General features: G+C 61.2%; 14 protein-coding genes and 1 tRNA gene. All 15 read right to left on the reverse strand.

What is annotated here, in order from left to right; genetic code table 11:
- Positions 1-2: 2 nt before the first annotated feature.
- Positions 3-75 (reverse strand) — tRNA-Val (locus tag AC07VO_RS11380).
- A gap of 269 nt (positions 76-344) precedes the next feature.
- Positions 345-1,121: an SDR family oxidoreductase gene (locus tag AC07VO_RS11385; protein ID WP_018928086.1), complete on the reverse strand. Its 777-nt coding sequence runs from the start codon at positions 1,119-1,121 to the stop codon at positions 345-347.
- Complete coding sequence (locus AC07VO_RS11390) at positions 1,118-2,329, reverse strand: O-succinylhomoserine sulfhydrylase (protein WP_018928087.1); 1,212 nt, start codon at positions 2,327-2,329, stop codon at positions 1,118-1,120. The genes AC07VO_RS11385 and AC07VO_RS11390 overlap by 4 nt, the downstream gene beginning before the upstream one ends.
- A 67-nt stretch (positions 2,330-2,396) precedes the next feature.
- The gene (gene purF / locus AC07VO_RS11395; protein ID WP_018928088.1) at positions 2,397-3,902 is read right to left on the reverse strand and encodes an amidophosphoribosyltransferase; all 1,506 of its coding nucleotides are present in this window, start codon (positions 3,900-3,902) and stop codon (positions 2,397-2,399) included.
- Between the two features lie 41 nt (positions 3,903-3,943).
- Positions 3,944-4,504 carry a CvpA family protein gene (locus AC07VO_RS11400; protein ID WP_018928089.1) on the reverse strand — a complete coding sequence of 187 codons (561 nt, stop codon included), beginning with the start codon at positions 4,502-4,504 and terminating at the stop codon, positions 3,944-3,946.
- 98 nt (positions 4,505-4,602) lie between these two features.
- On the reverse strand, positions 4,603-5,265 hold the full coding sequence (locus AC07VO_RS11405; protein ID WP_018928090.1) for an SPOR domain-containing protein: 663 nt from the start codon (positions 5,263-5,265) through the stop codon (positions 4,603-4,605).
- Positions 5,249-6,556, reverse strand: coding sequence for a bifunctional tetrahydrofolate synthase/dihydrofolate synthase (gene folC, locus AC07VO_RS11410; RefSeq protein ID WP_018928091.1), 1,308 nt, complete (start codon positions 6,554-6,556; stop codon positions 5,249-5,251). The genes AC07VO_RS11405 and folC overlap by 17 nt, the downstream gene beginning before the upstream one ends.
- A complete protein-coding gene (accD, locus tag AC07VO_RS11415) occupies positions 6,553-7,473 on the reverse strand; it encodes an acetyl-CoA carboxylase, carboxyltransferase subunit beta (RefSeq protein ID WP_007935172.1) in 921 nt (306 codons plus the stop codon). The genes folC and accD overlap by 4 nt, the downstream gene beginning before the upstream one ends.
- Before the next feature lie 212 nt (positions 7,474-7,685).
- A complete protein-coding gene (locus AC07VO_RS11420) occupies positions 7,686-8,318 on the reverse strand; it encodes a phosphoribosylanthranilate isomerase (protein WP_018928092.1) in 633 nt (210 codons plus the stop codon).
- A gap of 63 nt (positions 8,319-8,381) precedes the next feature.
- Entirely contained in the window at positions 8,382-9,206 is an 825-nt protein-coding gene (gene truA / locus AC07VO_RS11425) for a tRNA pseudouridine(38-40) synthase TruA (RefSeq protein WP_018928093.1), read from the reverse strand.
- A 196-nt stretch (positions 9,207-9,402) separates the two neighbouring features.
- A complete protein-coding gene (locus tag AC07VO_RS11430; RefSeq protein ID WP_086945462.1) occupies positions 9,403-12,042 on the reverse strand; it encodes a motility hub landmark protein FimV in 2,640 nt (879 codons plus the stop codon).
- A gap of 208 nt (positions 12,043-12,250) precedes the next feature.
- Entirely contained in the window at positions 12,251-13,261 is a 1,011-nt protein-coding gene (locus tag AC07VO_RS11435) for an aspartate-semialdehyde dehydrogenase (RefSeq protein WP_086945461.1), read from the reverse strand.
- 276 nt (positions 13,262-13,537) lie between these two features.
- Positions 13,538-14,650, reverse strand: coding sequence for an aspartate-semialdehyde dehydrogenase (asd, locus tag AC07VO_RS11440; RefSeq protein WP_007935182.1), 1,113 nt, complete (start codon positions 14,648-14,650; stop codon positions 13,538-13,540).
- A gap of 68 nt (positions 14,651-14,718) precedes the next feature.
- Entirely contained in the window at positions 14,719-15,801 is a 1,083-nt protein-coding gene (gene leuB, locus AC07VO_RS11445; protein ID WP_007935187.1) for a 3-isopropylmalate dehydrogenase, read from the reverse strand.
- A 51-nt stretch (positions 15,802-15,852) separates the two neighbouring features.
- Positions 15,853-16,620, reverse strand: coding sequence for a class I SAM-dependent methyltransferase (locus tag AC07VO_RS11450; RefSeq protein WP_086945460.1), 768 nt, complete (start codon positions 16,618-16,620; stop codon positions 15,853-15,855).
- Positions 16,621-16,689: the final 69 nt, after the last annotated feature.

Raw genomic sequence — 16,689 nt, forward strand, 5'->3', positions numbered from 1 at the left:
GGTGGGTGATGACGGGATCGAACCGCCGACATTCTGCTTGTAAGGCAGACGCTCTCCCAGCTGAGCTAATCACCCTTTGCATCTCTGAGGCCGCGAAATTTACGCAGGTACCGAAGCTAAGTCAATACCCCGCTTGAAGTTTTTCTAAAAAAGACAAAATCGTGTCATTCCGGACGAGGCCGACAACCGCCAGACCGCTTTCGCGAGCAGGCTCGCCCCCACAGTGGACCGCGCCTCTTCAGACAACAGGTTTTCTAATGTGGGAGCGACCCGACTCTCGGCGGCGAGCCGACGATGATGGCAACACATTCAACATCAACGCCGGGGACAGCGCCCCTGCCCTGTTACTCGCTGTAAATCATCTTCTTGGTCATGCCACCATCGACCACAAACTCCTGGCCCGTGACAAAACCAGCATTCTTCGACAGCAACCAGGCCACCATTGCCGCCACGTCCTCGACAGTCCCTACCCTGCCCGCCGGATGCTGCGCATGATCGGCGTCAGTCAGCGGTTCGGCGCGCCGTGCCGCTGGATCCCGTGCATCGATCCAGCCGGGACTGACCGCATTGACGCGAATCTCTGGCCCCAAACTGATGGCCAGGGCGTGAGTCAGGGCCAACAGACCGCCCTTGCTCGCCGCATAAGCCTCTGTGTCGGGTTCCGACTGCGCGGCGCGGGTCGAGGCCAGGTTGACGATCGCGCCGCTGTGAGCGCGCAGGTACGGCGCACAGTGCTTGGCCAACAGCATCGGCCCACTGAGGTTCACTGCCAACACCCGGTTCCAGTAGGCCAGGTCGAGGCTTTCCAGGGTGATGTTGTGCGGATCGGCCACCGCCGCATTGCACACCAGCGCATCCAGACGCCCGAACTGCCCCAGCACCTCGGCCACACCCAGCGCCACCTGCGCTTCATTCGCGACGTCCATGGCGATGAACCAGGCGTTTTCGCCGAGCACCTTCGCCACTTTCGAACCACGCTCGCGATCCAGATCGGTCAACACCACCTGCCAGCCTTCGCTGATCAGCCAGGCCGCAATGCCCAGGCCAATGCCGCGCGCGGCACCGGTGACCAGCGCGACGCGGCCATGGGTACCCGTGGTCGGCGACGACAACTCGATCACAAGGCAGCCAACCCGCGCGCCAGATCGGCTTGCAGGTCTGCCACGTCTTCCAGACCGACCGCAATGCGAATCAGGCTGTCACGAATCCCCGCAGCTTCACGCTCTTGCGGCGCCAGACGGCCGTGAGAGGTGGTGCTCGGGTGCGTGATGGTGGTTTTGCTGTCGCCCAGGTTGGCGGTAATGGAGATCAGGCGAGTCGCATCGATAAAGCGCCAGGCGCCCTCTTTGCCGCCTTTGACCTCGAAGCTTACGACCGCACCGAAACCCTTCTGCTGACGCTGGGCCAGTTCGTGCTGCGGATGGCTCTTGAGGCCGGCGTAATGGACTTTCTCGATGCCGTCCTGCTGCTCCAGCCACTCAGCCAGTTGCTGGGCATTGGCGCAATGCGCCTTCATGCGCAGGCTCAGCGTTTCCAGGCCCTTGAGGAAAATCCAGGCATTGAACGGACTCAGGGTCGGCCCGGCAGTGCGCAGGAAACCGACGACTTCCTTCATCTGCTCGCTGCGACCCGCCACGACACCGCCCATGCAACGACCCTGGCCGTCGATGAACTTGGTCGCCGAGTGCACGACAATGTCCGCGCCCAGCTTCAGTGGCTGCTGCAGCGCAGGCGTGCAGAAGCAGTTGTCGACCACCAGCATCGCGCCCTTGGCGTGAGCGATTTCCGACAGGGCGGTGATATCCACCAGCTCGGCCAGTGGGTTGGAAGGCGATTCCACGAAAAGCAATTTGGTGTTGGCCTTGATCGCCGCATCCCAGCCGGACAAGTCCGCCAGAGCTACGTAATCGACTTCGATGCCAAAGCGCTTGAAGTACTTCTCGAACAGACTGATGGTCGAGCCGAACACGCTGCGCGACACCAGCACGTGATCGCCGGCACTGCACAGACTCATTACCACCGCCATGATCGCGGCCATGCCAGTCGCCGTAGCCACGGCCTGCTCGGCGCTTTCCAGCGCGGCAATGCGCTCTTCGAATGCGCGCACGGTCGGGTTGGTGTAGCGCGAGTAAACGTTACCCGGCACTTCACCGGCAAAACGCGCAGCCGCGTCGGCGGCGGTACGGAATACGTAGCTGGAAGTGAAGAACATTGGATCACCGTGTTCGCCTTCCGGCGTGCGGTGCTGACCGGCGCGTACGGCCAGGGTATCGAACGCTACGCCTTCGAGGTCGCTGTCCAGCCGACCGGCATCCCAATCCTGACTCATGCTGTCACTCCTTGCCTTGCTCTTTATTTAGTAGATACAAAACCGGCCCCTCAGGGCCGGTAGTTACTCAGTTGTTGTACAGATCAATGATCGCACTGACTGCCTGGGTCTTGACCTTGGAGGCATCGTTACGTGCCTGCTCGATCTTGTTCAGGTAAGCCTCGTCGACGTCGCCGGTGACGTAATGGCCATCGAACACCGCGCAATCGAACTTGTCGATCTTGATCTTGCCGCCACCGACCGCTTCGATCAAGTCAGGCAGATCTTGATAGATCAACCAGTCAGCGCCGATCAGGTCGGCCACGTCCTGGGTCGAACGGTTGTGGGCGATCAGCTCGTGAGCGCTCGGCATGTCGATGCCGTAGACGTTCGGGTAACGCACGGCCGGGGCCGCGGAGCAGAAATAGACGTTCTTGGCGCCGGCTTCGCGAGCCATCTGGATGATCTGCTTACAGGTGGTGCCGCGAACGATGGAGTCGTCCACCAGCATCACGTTCTTGCCGCGGAACTCCAGTTCGATGGCGTTGAGCTTCTGGCGTACGGATTTTTTCCGCGCAGCCTGACCCGGCATGATGAAGGTCCGACCGATGTAGCGGTTCTTCACGAAGCCTTCGCGGAACTTGACGCCCAAGTGGTTCGCCAGCTCCAGGGCCGCGGTGCGGCTGGTGTCCGGAATCGGGATGACCACGTCGATGTCGTGGTCCGGACGCTCGCGCAGGATCTTCTCGGCGAGCTTCTCGCCCATGCGCAGACGGGCCTTGTAAACCGAAACGCCGTCGATGATCGAGTCCGGACGTGCCAGGTAGACGTGTTCGAAGATGCACGGGGTCAGCGACGGGTTGGTCGCGCACTGACGGGTGTGCAGCTTGCCGTCTTCAGTAATGTAGACCGCTTCGCCGGGTGCCAGGTCGCGAATCAGGGTGAAACCGAGCACGTCCAGCGAAACGCTTTCGGAGGCGATCATGTACTCGACGCCTTCATCGGTGTGACGCTGACCGAAAACGATTGGGCGGATGCCGTGCGGATCGCGGAAACCGACGATGCCATAACCGGTCACCATCGCCACGACCGCGTAACCACCGACGCAACGGTTGTGCACGTCGGTGACGGCCGCGAACACGTCTTCTTCAGTCGGCTGCAACTTGCCACGCTGGGCCAGCTCGTGTGCGAACACGTTGAGCAGCACTTCCGAATCGGAGTTGGTGTTGACGTGGCGCAGGTCAGATTCGTAAATCTCCTTGGCCAATTGTTCAACGTTGGTCAGGTTACCGTTGTGCGCCAGGGTAATGCCGTACGGCGAGTTGACGTAAAACGGTTGAGCTTCGGCCGAGGTCGAGCTGCCCGCGGTCGGATAACGCACATGGCCAATGCCCATGTGGCCGACCAGGCGCTGCATGTGACGCTGATGGAACACGTCACGCACCAGGCCATTGTCCTTGCGCAGGAATAACCGGCCATCGTGGCTGGTCACGATACCGGCAGCGTCCTGGCCGCGGTGCTGGAGGACGGTTAGCGCGTCATACAGCGCCTGATTGACGTTCGACTTACCGACGATACCGACGATGCCACACATGCGACGCAACCCCTACTTAATGGATCTGAACTGAACACAACTCACTGAGGCGTTTTGGCCGTCGGCAAGAGGTGCTCCTTGAACGGAATATCAGCGGGTACGCTGATTCCGCTGGCAAGCCACTGACTGCTCCACCCGAGGATCAGGTTTTTGGACCAGTCTGCGACCAATAGAAATTTTGGCACGAGCTGTGACTCTTTCCACCACTCGTCCTGCTGTACCGGCCCCAGGCTCAACAGCCCGACCGCCACGACCACCAGCAACACGCCACGCGCCCCGCCGAAAGCCATGCCGAGGAATCGATCGGTCCCGGATAGCCCGGTGACGCGAACCAACTCGCCGATAAGATAATTGATCATTGCGCCTACGATTAAAGTGGCGACAAACATGATGGCACAGCCCGTGATAACACGAGCCGACGGCGTAGCAATGTATCCGCCCAGGTACTCGGACAATGAACCACCGAACATCCAGGCAACGACTCCTGCGATGATCCAGGTCAGCAGCGAGAGTGCTTCCTTGACGAAGCCGCGGCTCAGACTGATCAAAGCGGAGATGGCGATGATTGCAACGATCGCCCAGTCAACCCAGGTAAATGGCACAGTGCAGCCTACAGACAGATGAGGCGGCGCATTTTAGCAGAGCCCATGGCTGTCGGTAAGCTGAGATTGTCAGTGCTTTTCAAATCGGGGTGATAGATTTAGCCGCGCTCAGGCTGGAAACGCACCACAAAACCCTTGAGGTTCTGCTGGCGACTCAACAAATCACGCAGACGATCGGCTTCCGCACGCTCGATCAGCGGCCCGACGAACACTCGATTCTTGCCATCGGCGGAGCGAATGTAGGCGTTATAGCCTTGGCTGCGCAGGGTTTTCTGCAAACTTTCAGCGCTCTCACGGCTCGCCAGGCTGGCCAGTTGCACCGACCAGCTGACCGACAGGCCATTGGCATCGACGCGACTTGGAGTAGCGACCGGCTTGGTCGGTGCAACCGCGATTGGCTGGGCAGGTGCCGGTACAGGCTTGGCAACTGGCGCTGCTGGCGGCGCGACTGGCTTGGCAGCCGGCGGCGCTGGCGCTACGGGAGCCGTTGGTGCAATCGGTGCCGACGGCGCTTGCTGCTCGGCAATCTCGTCGTCGCTTGGCACAGGCTCTTGCGGCAATGCCTGTGGTTCAGGCACCGCCACCGGCTCAATCTGCACTTGCGGTAACGAGGAGGCATGCGGTGCGGCAGGCGCGTCGACCCTTACCTGGCGCTGTTCGTCCTGACGGGAAAACAGCATCGGCAAGAAAATCACCGCCAGCGCCACCAGCACCAAGGCACCGACCATGCGCTGCTTGTACGCCTTATCCAGCAAAGCCATTTGCCGCTTCCTCCGTGGAGTGCCGGGCCAGCCACTCAAGGGCCTCGGCGACACAATAAAATGATCCGAACAACAGAATCTCGTCGTCGCTCGTCGCCTGCGCGCACTGCCCTTCCAGGGCAGCGGCCACGCTGTCATAGGACGTAACCGAGGCGCCAAGGTTCTGCAACGCTGCGTGCAACTGAGCTACCGGCCGTGCCCGCGGCGAATCCAGCGGCGCGACGGCCCAATGCTGGACACTAGCATTCAATTCACCGACAACACCATCCAGGTCCTTGTCCGCCAACAACCCGAACACCGCCAGACGCTTGCCGGCCAGCGGTCGACTGGCCAGACGCCGAGCCAGATATTCTGCCGCGTGAGGGTTGTGCCCCACGTCCAGCAGCAGATTCAGACGCTTGCCCTGCCAGTCGAACTGCCGACGATCAAGACGACCGACGATCCGCGTCGCTTTCAACGCTTCAATAATCTGCGCATCCACCCAAGGCAAACCGAGCAGAAGGTAAGCCTGCAACGCCAGTGCAGCGTTTTCCATCGGCAGATCGAGCAATGGCAGATCGTGCAATTCGACCGCACGCCCTTGAGCATCAACGCCGCGCCATTGCCAGTTGTAATCGGTGATACCGAGGTCGAAATCGCGCCCACGCAGGAAAAACGGGCAATTGAGCTCGCGCGCCTTATCCAGCAGAGGTTGAGGAGGATTCAGATCGCCGCACAGTGCAGGAGCGCCCTGGCGGAAGATTCCGGCCTTTTCGAAGGCCACGGATTCGCGGGTATCACCCAGGTAATCCGCATGGTCGACACCAATGCTGGTGACGAGCGCGATATCGGCATCCACCACGTTGACCGTGTCCAGGCGCCCGCCCAGGCCGACTTCCAGCACCACTGCATCGAGACCGGCCTGTTGAAACAGCCAGAACGCCGCCAGGGTGCCCATTTCGAAGTAAGTCAGGGATGTTTCGCCGCGACCCGCCTCGACCGCGGCAAAGGCTTCGCACAGCTGCGCGTCAGTGGCTTCGACACCATTGACCTGCACCCGCTCGTTGTAACGCAGCAGGTGCGGAGAATTGTAGACACCCACGTTCAGGCCCTGCGACCGCAGCAATGAAGCCACGAATGCGCAGGTAGACCCTTTGCCGTTGGTGCCGGTGACCGTGATCACCCGAGGCGCCGGCTTGCCCAGCCCCATGCGGGACGCTACCTGCTGCGAACGCTCCAACCCCATGTCGATGGCCGAAGGATGCAACTGTTCAAGGTAGGCGAGCCACTCGCCAAGGGTGCGCTCGATCATAGGTTCGCAGGTACCGGTGGGACCACGATCGGCTCGACTGGTGCGGCGACGAATTTAGGCGTCGGCTTGCCGGTCAGTTGTGCCAGCAGGTTGCCCAGACGGGGACGCAGCTCCTGACGAGGGATGATCATGTCGATCGCGCCGTGCTCCAGCAGGAACTCGCTGCGCTGGAAGCCTTCCGGCAGTTTTTCGCGAACGGTTTGTTCGATCACGCGCGGACCGGCGAAACCGATCAGGGCTTTCGGCTCACCGACGATCACGTCGCCGAGCATCGCCAGACTGGCGGAAACACCGCCGTAGACCGGGTCGGTCAGCACCGAGATGAACGGAATGCCTTCTTCGCGCAGACGTGCCAGCACCGCGGAGGTCTTGGCCATTTGCATCAGGGAGATCAGCGCTTCCTGCATCCGTGCACCACCGGAAGCGGAGAAGCAGATCATCGGGCAACGGTTTTCCAGGGCGTAGTTGGCGGCGCGCACAAAGCGCTCACCGACGATGGCACCCATCGAACCACCCATGAAGGAGAATTCGAAAGCCGACACCACGACCGGCATGCCCAGCAAGGTGCCGCTCATGGAGATCAGTGCGTCTTTTTCGCCGGTCTGCTTTTGCGCAGCGGTCAGGCGATCCTTGTACTTCTTGCCGTCACGGAATTTCAGACGGTCAACCGGCTCCAGGTCCGCGCCCAGTTCGGCACGACCTTCAGCGTCGAGGAAGATGTCGATGCGCGCGCGTGCGCCGATACGCATGTGGTGGTTGCACTTGGGGCAAACGTCCAGGGTCTTTTCCAGCTCCGGACGATACAGCACCGCCTCGCAAGACGGGCATTTGTGCCACAGACCTTCAGGCACCGAGCTCTTCTTGACCTCGGAACGCATGATCGAAGGGATCAGTTTGTCTACTAACCAGTTGCTCATGCTTTCTTTCTCCAGTACCGGCGGCCCGAACGCTCTGGTTCGCAGCCCCGCGTATGCCCTTGAGCTAAATTCATATGTGTAGCGATGATCGATGGATTGCCGGGTCAGCGAGACGCTGACCTGCGTACGACCCAAAAATTCTCAGCCATGCCTGCTTTGTGCAGGTGCACCTCTTTTGTACAGAGCAGTGGACGGCGGCAGTCTGCCAGCCGTCACATCAACGACGTGCTACCGCGTACCGCTTTGATGAATGCCTGAATCTTTGCGTGATCCTTGATGCCCTTGCTCGCCTCTACCCCTCCGCTGACGTCCACCGCGTAAGGCCGAACCCGGGCAATCGCCTCGGCGACGTTATCTGGCGTCAAGCCACCCGCCAGGATGATCGGCTTGCTCAAGCCTTGCGGTATCAGTGACCAATCGAAGGCTTCACCGGTTCCACCAGGAACACCTTCGACATAGGCGTCGAGCAAAATACCGCTGGCACTTGGGTATGCGTCACAAGCCGCCGCAATGTCATCACCGGCCTTGACCCGCAATGCCTTGATGTACGGTCGGTGCCAGCCTTCGCAATCAGCGGCGGTTTCGTCGCCATGGAACTGCAACAGGTCCAGTGGCACGGCGTCGAGGATTTCCCCCAACTCGCAACGGCTGGCGTTGACGAACAAACCCACGGTGGTCACGAACGGCGGCAAGGCCTTGATGATCGCCCTCGCCTGCTGGAACGTCACGGCCCGCGGGCTTTTGGCGTAGAACACAAATCCGATGGCATCGGCCCCGGCCTCAACCGCCGCCAACGCATCCTCTATGCGGGTAATCCCACAAATTTTGCTGCGAACGGCCGACATGTCGATAGAACCTCAGGGCAATTCCGGGAAAGTCCCGGATGGTATCAAAAGCGTTCGAAGGCGTCAGCCGTCAAGTTCCGAGAAGCCGGTGAGGAAGTGTGGGCCGATGTAACGCTCGGGCAATTCGAACTCGTCGCGATACTCGACCTGCACCAGATACAGACCAAACGGATGAGCCGTCACCCCACCGGAACGGCGAATGCGACTCTCCAGCACCTCTTTCATCCACTCCACCGGACGCTCGCCAGCACCGATAGTCATCAAGACGCCTGCGATGTTGCGCACCATGTGGTGCAGGAACGCACTGGCACGGATATCCAGCACGATCATTTTGCCATGGCGGGTAACGCGCAGGTGATGCAGCTCCTTGATCGGCGACTTGGCCTGGCACTGGCCGGCGCGGAAAGCACTGAAGTCGTGGGTGCCGACCAGATACTGGGCGGCCTCGGACATGCGCTCAACGTCCAGCGGGCGGTGGTTCCAGGTGATTTCTTCGTTCAGGTGCGCCGGGCGGATCTGATCGTTGTAGATCACGTAGCGATAGCGCCGGGCGATGGCTTTGAACCGCGCATGGAAATGCGCCGGCATGACCTTGGCCCAGCTGACGCTGATGTCGTGCGGCAAGTTGATGTTGGCACCCATGACCCAGGCCTTCATCGAGCGCTCTACCTGGGTGTCGAAATGCACCACTTGGCCGCAAGCATGCACACCGGCGTCAGTGCGCCCGGCGCAATGCAGCGACACGGGTGAGTCGGCGACTTTGGACAAGGCCTTTTCAAGAAGCTCCTGCACCGTGTCCACACCGGAGGCCTGACGTTGCCAGCCGCGATAACGCGAACCTTTGTATTCAACGCCCAACGCGATCCGGAAAAAGCCGTCGGCCGCCATTTCGGCGGCCGGATTATCTATATTTGCCAAGGGGTGACAGCCTGCTGATCTACGCAAAGGCAGGCATTATAAGGCCGCTGGACCGGGATACCAGTGTAACTGTGACACGGCGTTGAATGTACCAACCCCATCGCATCCCCCAAACAAAAACGGCAGCCTGGATGGGCTGCCGTTTTGTTTAAGCCTTACCGACGATTCACGCCAGACGCGAGAGCATTTCCTTGGCTTCGCTCTTCTGCCCCGCATCGCCCTCGGTCACCACCTCATTGAGGATGTCCCGAGCACCGTCATTGTCGCCCATGTCGATGTAGGCCTGGGCCAGGTCGAGTTTGGTGGCGACTTCGTCAGCGCCAGAGAGGAAATCGAGCTCGTCATCTGACGCGACCAACGCATCTTCCTCGGTGAAGCTTGGCTCGCCGAGGCTCTGGGACAAACGATCCAGCTCGGCATTGACGTCGTTGAGTTCGTTTTCAAAGGCGTCAGGCTTATCCGGGGCGGCGTCCATTTCATCGGCCAGCGACAGATCGAAATCAGCCGGCAACTCCAGATCGTCGAGCGGCGCCTCAGTCACCGTTGGCGCCTCAGTGACGGTCGGCACTTCAGCGACAGGCAAGTCCTTGAGGTCGTCATCCAGGCTCAGCAGGAAGTCGTCTTCAGCCAGAGTCTCCGGGGAAGCATCGCCGCCCAGATCCATGTCCAGGTCAAAGTCCGACAGGTCGTCGAGGCTTTCCTTGATTTCAGTCTGTTGTTGCAACACCGACTCAAAGCTCAGGTCGTCGTCCAGCGGAAACTCATCCAGCTCAGCCAGAGACTCTGGTTCTGGCTCAGGCTGTGGCTGCGGTGCTGGCTCGACTGCAACCGCAGGCGTGATCGGAGTAGCCGCTTCCAGATCGTCGAGACTCAGATCGAAAGCACTGTCAAAGTCAGCCAATGCCGGTTCCGGGGCTTGCGGCTCGTCCAGCAGCAGGTCCTTGACGTACTGTGCGTCCAGCTCGGCGGCGACAGCTGCGGCGGCCAGACCGCCCACCGCCGCGACCACCATGGCCGGGAAGCGGCTTTTCAGCTGTTCGACCCGGGCGAAGTTGTCGCCGTTGGCCACCAGTTGACGCTCCTGAGCGACGAACGCATCGCGATCGCCCTGCTGACCGTAGACTTCCATCAGCTTCAGGCGCAGGTCGCTGCGTTGCGGCTCTTGCTTGATAGCGTCTTCCAGCAGCGCGGCAGCCTGATTCAGGCGACCAGCCGCGATGTGCGACTGAGCCTGGGCCAAGACGTCGTCAGAGCGTTCGGCGGCAGGCGCAACCAACGGTGCAGCGATCGGTGGCGTCATCACAACCGGGGCAATCACCGGGGCCGGTGCAGGTGCAGGCGTTGGTGCGGTCGCGAGTTTCACGCTTGGCGGCGGGACTTCCAGACCTTCGAAGCTGCTTTCCGGCAGGTCGAGGTCGGCGGAGAACTCTTGCTCCTCAGCCAAGGCACGGGCCATGCGCAGATGTTTTTCTGCTTCTTGCTGAGCTTTGCGGCGACGGGCCAGCAACAGCAGCAAGAGCAGCAGAACCACTGCACCGCCACCCACCAGACCCAGCAGGATCGGGTTGGTCAGCAGTTCGTTGAATTTCTGCTCGTCGGACGCCACAGGCGTCGGCTCGACGGCTGGCGCCGGAACGACTTCCGGCGCAGGAGCCGCCGGAGTCACTTCAACAGGCGTTGCCGCCGGGCTGGCTGCCAGCTCGGCCGACATCGCCGGAGCGGTCGTAGCCGCCGGTGCGCCCGCGCCGCCTTCGGCTTGCAGCTTGGCCAACTGATTATTCTTCAGTTCGATCAGGCGCTGCAGCTTGTCCAGCTGGCTTTGCAGGTCGTTCATGCGGCTTTTCAGTTCAGCGTTGTCACGGCGAGCCGTGTCGAGGCTTTCCTGGGTCACGGCCAGCTTGTTGCTCAAGGCTTTCGCATCACCGGCGGCACCTTTGCCACGGCCCTTGCCGGTGTCGGCAGAGACCAGGCTCAGCTTGTCCGTGGCGATTTGCGACGAAGCGCCGTCACCGCGAGCACGCTTGGTGGCATCGAGTTGCTGCTGCCCGCTTCCAGGCTTCGCCACATAGCGACGACCGTGGCGCCATGCAGAGTTCTGCGCCGCGACTTCAGCGATGGCCTTGGGTTGCGGCAGGCTAGCGCTTTGCACCTGATCCGGCAGACGCAGCACCTGACCGGCTTTCAGCCGGTTGATGTTGCCGTCGATAAAGGCATCCGGGTTCAGCGCCTGGATGGCCAGCATGGTTTGCTGGATCGATCCACCGTTACGCGCCTTCGCGGCGATTTCCCATAAGGTATCGCGCGACGTGGTGGTGTATTGCGTCGATTTGGTCGCGCCGGTGACTGGCGCGGTCACCGCCTGGGCTGGCGCCGGTTGCGCGGCGGCATCGGCGGTTTGCGGCGAGAATTTGGACGGATCGAGCAGCACGCTGTAATCACGCAGCAGACGACCGCTTGGCCACATCACCTGAACCAGGAATTTCACCATCGGTTCGGACAGCGGTTTGCTGGAGGTGATGCGCAGGATGCTTTTGCCGCTGGCGTTAAGCACCGGCGTGAAAGTCAGGTCGTTGAGGAACGCCTGACGATCGACACCAGCCTTGGCGAAATCTTCGGGCGAGGCCAGGCTCGGCACCACTTCGGCAGCCGTGAGGTCCTTGACGTCGAGCAACTCGATTTCTGCTACCAGAGGCTGGTTCAGCGTCGATTTCAGGGTCAATTCCCCAAGCCCGAGGGCATGCGCCATACCGGAGGACAGCGCCGAGGCGGCCGCTATTGCTAACACCAGTTTGCGAACTTGAACCATAGCCTCATCCTTTGTTTGAACATTCCTCGGCCAGCGAGAAGGTGTTGATTGCCGCTGCCGTAAGGCGTTGCGCGCGACGGCGAAGGGTCGTCGCGCGCGATCGTTTCATTCATGCGACGAAAGCCCTGCGGGATGGCTCGCCTCAAGCATTCCAGCCAAACAGGGTGTTCGGCTGGAACCACTAGAAAAAATTGTTGCCAAGTATCTTTTACAGCAGGTCTTTTATCAACAATTCAGCCACCTGCACAGCATTGAGCGCGGCGCCTTTGCGTACGTTATCTGACGTCAGCCACACGTTAAGTTCCGCCGGGTCGTCGATCCCGCTGCGAACCCGACCAACGTAAACCACGTCCTGCCCTACCGCATCGCCTACCGGAGTCGGGTAATCGCCCGCCTCGACCAGCTCGATACCGGGCGCCGCTTCCAGTGCCGCGTTGACTTTCGCCAGGTCGACAGCGCTCGATGACTGCAAGGTCACGCTATAGCTATCGCCAAAAAACACCGGGGCTTGAATGCAAGTGACGGAAATCTTTAATAAAGGCAGCGACAAGACCTGACGCAGCTCGCGCACCAGACGCTTTTCCAGCAACGTGTGGCCCTGAGCATCGGGCGCACCGACTTGCGCCAACAGGTTAAAAGCCATCTGCCGATCGAAGAATGCCGGTTCCAGCGGACGCACGTTGAGCAGTTCGGCGGTTTGCCGGGCCAGCTCACTGACCGCTTCGCGGCCCTGGGCTGAGACCGCCAGGCACGCCGTCAGGCTGATGCGTTGCAGGTCGAGCAAATCGAGCAGCGGCGCCAGCACCACCGCCAGCGCTGTCGCCGAAGGGCTTGGGCTGCTGACCTGGAAGGGCTTTTTCAGGCCGGCAAGAATTGCAGCATTGGCCTCGGGCACCACTTGCGGCGCCTGATCGGCCGGCAACGCGCCCGACAGGTCGATCAGCGAGCAACCGGCGGCCGTAGCGCGCGGGGCGAAACTGAGGGTCACCGCCGGGCCGGCGGCGAAGAACACCAACTGGACTTTGCTGAAGTCGAACTCATCGACTTCGCGCACCCGCACGTTCTTGCCGCGAAACGGCACCGAGTGTCCGGCCGATTCACTGCTCGCCAGCAGGTGCAGATTGCCGACCGGGAAGTCGCGTTCTTCGAGAATCTGGACGAGTGTTTCGCCGACAGTGCCGGTGGCGCCGATCACGGCAATTTCGAAGGACTGGCTCATGGTTCTACCTCTGGCGAAACGGGGGGAGCGGCACTTTACCGGGTGGTTGGTGGTGAGGCAACGAATGGGGAAGCCTTGTAGCAGCTGCCGAAGGCTGCGTTCGAGGACGAAGTCCTCGTCATGGCGATCCCGATCATTCAGGCAAACCGCGCGCGCAGGGTTTACGACTGCTGCGCAGCCGGACGCAGGCTTCGCCAGCTGCTACAGAAGTTGGATGGCGCGCATAAAAAACCCGCACCTCTTTCAAGGCACGGGTTCTTTCATTGCATCAATAGATCAACGCTCAAGCAGGATCCGCAGCATGCGACGCAGCGGCTCGGCCGCGCCCCACAGCAGTTGGTCGCCAACGGTGAAGGCACCGACGAATTGCGAACCCATGTTCAGCTTGCGCAGACGACCGACCGGCACGTTCAGGGTGCCGGTGACTTTCGTCGGGCTCAGCTCCTGCATGCTGATTTCACGGTTGTTCGGCACCAGCTTGACCCAAGGGTTGTGCTGGCTGATCAGCCCTTCGATATCAGCGATCGGCACGTCTTTGTTCAGCTTGATGGTCAGCGCCTGGCTGTGGCAACGCATGGCGCCGATGCGCACGCAGATACCGTCCACCGGGATCGGGCTCTTGAAGCGACCGAGGATTTTGTTGGTTTCGGCCTGGGCCTTCCACTCTTCACGGCTCTGGCCGTTCGGCAGTTCCTTGTCGATCCACGGGATCAGGCTGCCGGCCAGCGGTACGCCGAAGTTTTCGGTCGGGTACGCGTCGCTGCGCATGGCTTCGGCAACACGGCGGTCGATGTCGAGGATGGCGCTGGCCGGATCGGCCAGTTGATCGGCGACAGCGCCGTGGGTCACACCCATTTGCTTGATCAGCTCACGCATGTGCTGCGCGCCGCCACCGGAGGCCGCCTGATAGGTCATGGCGCTCATCCACTCCACCAGACCGGCTTCAAACAGACCGCCCAGGCCCATCAGCATCAGGCTGACGGTGCAGTTGCCGCCGATGTAGTTCTTGGTGCCCGCGTCGAGCTGCTGGTCGATAACCTTGCGGTTCACCGGGTCCAGCACGATCACCGCGTCATCCTGCATGCGCAGGCTGGAAGCGGCGTCGATCCAGTAACCCTGCCAGCCGGCTTCGCGCAGCTTCGGGAACACTTCGCTGGTGTAGTCGCCACCTTGGCAGGTCAGAATCACGTCGAGGGTTTTCAGCTCTTCAATGCTGTAAGCGTCCTTGAGCGGAGCAATGTCCTTGCCCACGGACGGGCCTTGGCCACCGACATTGGAAGTGGTGAAAAACACCGGCTCGATAAGATCGAAATCCTGCTCTTCCAGCATCCGCTGCATGAGCACGGAACCGACCATGCCGCGCCAACCGATCAGACCTACACGTTTCATCGCAACTACACCTTCTTGAAAAGTGGGCCGCTGCTTTCAAGGTTGAAAATTGCAGCGGGCCAGAGAGATTACAGATTCCGCAGCGCGGCGACTACTGCGTCGCCCATTTCCTGCGTACCGACCTTGGTGCAACCAGCCGACCAGATGTCTCCCGTACGCAGACCCTGATCCAAAACCAGGCTCACGGCCTTCTCGATGGCGTCGGCCGCATCCTGCAGATTGAAGCTGTAACGCAGCATCATCGACACCGACAAAATGGTCGCCAACGGGTTGGCAATGCCCTTGCCAGCGATGTCTGGCGCCGAACCGTGGCACGGCTCGTACATGCCTTTGTTGTTGGCATCCAGCGACGCCGACGGCAGCATGCCGATGGAACCGGTGAGCATCGACGCTTCGTCGGAAAGAATGTCGCCGAACAGGTTGTCGGTGACGATCACGTCGAACTGCTTCGGCGCACGCACCAGTTGCATGGCGGCGTTGTCGACGTACATGTGGCTCAGTTCGACGTCCGGGTAGTCCTTGGCCACTTGCTCGACGATTTCACGCCACAGCTGGCTGGAGGCCAGCACGTTGGCCTTGTCCACCGAGCACAGCTTCTTGCCGCGCACGCGCGCCATGTCGAAACCGACACGGGCGATACGGCGGATTTCAGTTTCGCTGTATGGCAGCGTGTCGTAGGCCTGGCGCTCGCCGTTTTCCAACTCGCGCACGCCACGTGGCGCGCCGAAATAGATACCGCCGGTCAGTTCACGGACGATGAGGATGTCCAGGCCAGCAACGATTTCTGCCTTCAGGCTGGAAGCCTCGGCCAGTTGCGGGTACAGGATCGCCGGACGCAGGTTGCCGAACAGGCCCAGTTGCGCACGGATTTTCAGCAGACCGCGCTCAGGGCGGATGTCACGCTCGATGGTGTCCCATTTCGGGCCGCCCACGGCGCCCAGCAGCACAGCATCGGCTGCGCGTGCACGGGCCAGGGTCTCATCGGCCAGCGGCACGCCGTGCTTGTCGATGGCGGCGCCACCGATCACGTCATGGCTCAGTTCGAAGCCCAGGCTGTACTTGTCGTTCGCCAGCTCCAGCACCTTGACCGCTTCGGCCATGATTTCCGGGCCAATACCGTCGCCTGGGAGAATCAGAATCTGCTTGCTCATGCTTTCCTCATGTCATCAGTCGGCGCACCCGCGGGTGCGCCCGGAAAAATTCTATCGTTCAGCCATCAGCACCAGTACATCGGTGCTGAACGAACCATCGGCTTCAATCTCAAAATATTCGCGCACCTCGTTGCCCATCGATTGCTGCAACTCGAGGATCGCCGCGCGCATCACCTGCGGCGTACGCATGCGCTCGACCCAGGAGGTGTACTCCAGGCGCAACCGTTGGCGCGTTGTGCTGCGGGTATGCAACCCCGCTTCGCTGACCTGACGCAACCACTCGCCCGCAGAATAATCGCGCACGTGGCTGGTGTCGCGCAGCACTTCGACGCTTTGCAGGTAAGTGTCGAACAGCGGGCTGCCCGGCGACAACACATCGATGAACGCCGCCACCCCGCCCGGCTTCAGCACCCGGCGAACTTCGCGCAGGGCCACGCCGAGGTCGCTCCAATGGTGCGCCGAATAGCGGCTGAAGACGAAATCGAACTCGCCATCGTCGAACGGCAGACGCTCGGCGGCGCCGTTGACCGTGGCCACATTGCTCAAACCCCGGTCAACAGCGGCGGCGGCAACCACATCGAGCATCTGCTGGGACAGGTCGTAAGCGACTACTTCCCTGACCAGCGAGGCCACATGAAAACTCACATGACCGGCGCCGCAACCCAGGTCCAGTACCCGGGCATCGCCCTGCCCCGCCAGTTCAGCCTGTAGCAGCGCGAATTCGGTGCCTTGAGCGTGTACGGCGCTGCTCAGATAGGCCGAGGCCTGTTCACCGAATTGTTTTTGGACTACCTGGCTGTGCTGCGCGGTGCTGGTCATCGGGACTTCCTTTTTAGGTTTAACCTTGCGCTGTCTGGGCCTGCCCGCGAAGAGGCCGGCCCTGATTAC

This window comes from Pseudomonas sp. GW821-FHT03E01 (genome assembly GCF_059420765.1).

What these genes read in the sequence shown, in the direction of transcription:
- purF (WP_018928088.1), bottom strand. Translation starts at nt 3,902, where the DNA reads ATGTGTGGCATCGTCGGTATCGTCGGTAAGTCGAACGTCAATCAGGCG.
- AC07VO_RS11450 (WP_086945460.1), bottom strand. Translation starts at nt 16,620, where the DNA reads ATGACCAGCACCGCGCAGCACAGCCAGGTAGTCCAAAAACAATTCGGT.
- AC07VO_RS11420 (WP_018928092.1), bottom strand. Translation starts at nt 8,318, where the DNA reads ATGTCGGCCGTTCGCAGCAAAATTTGTGGGATTACCCGCATAGAGGAT.
- AC07VO_RS11430 (WP_086945462.1), bottom strand. Translation starts at nt 12,042, where the DNA reads ATGGTTCAAGTTCGCAAACTGGTGTTAGCAATAGCGGCCGCCTCGGCG.
- asd (WP_007935182.1), bottom strand. Translation starts at nt 14,650, where the DNA reads ATGAAACGTGTAGGTCTGATCGGTTGGCGCGGCATGGTCGGTTCCGTG.
- leuB (WP_007935187.1), bottom strand. Translation starts at nt 15,801, where the DNA reads ATGAGCAAGCAGATTCTGATTCTCCCAGGCGACGGTATTGGCCCGGAA.
- truA (WP_018928093.1), bottom strand. Translation starts at nt 9,206, where the DNA reads ATGGCGGCCGACGGCTTTTTCCGGATCGCGTTGGGCGTTGAATACAAA.
- accD (WP_007935172.1), bottom strand. Translation starts at nt 7,473, where the DNA reads ATGAGCAACTGGTTAGTAGACAAACTGATCCCTTCGATCATGCGTTCC.
- AC07VO_RS11390 (WP_018928087.1), bottom strand. Translation starts at nt 2,329, where the DNA reads ATGAGTCAGGATTGGGATGCCGGTCGGCTGGACAGCGACCTCGAAGGC.
- AC07VO_RS11435 (WP_086945461.1), bottom strand. Translation starts at nt 13,261, where the DNA reads ATGAGCCAGTCCTTCGAAATTGCCGTGATCGGCGCCACCGGCACTGTC.
- folC (WP_018928091.1), bottom strand. Translation starts at nt 6,556, where the DNA reads ATGATCGAGCGCACCCTTGGCGAGTGGCTCGCCTACCTTGAACAGTTG.
- AC07VO_RS11405 (WP_018928090.1), bottom strand. Translation starts at nt 5,265, where the DNA reads ATGGCTTTGCTGGATAAGGCGTACAAGCAGCGCATGGTCGGTGCCTTG.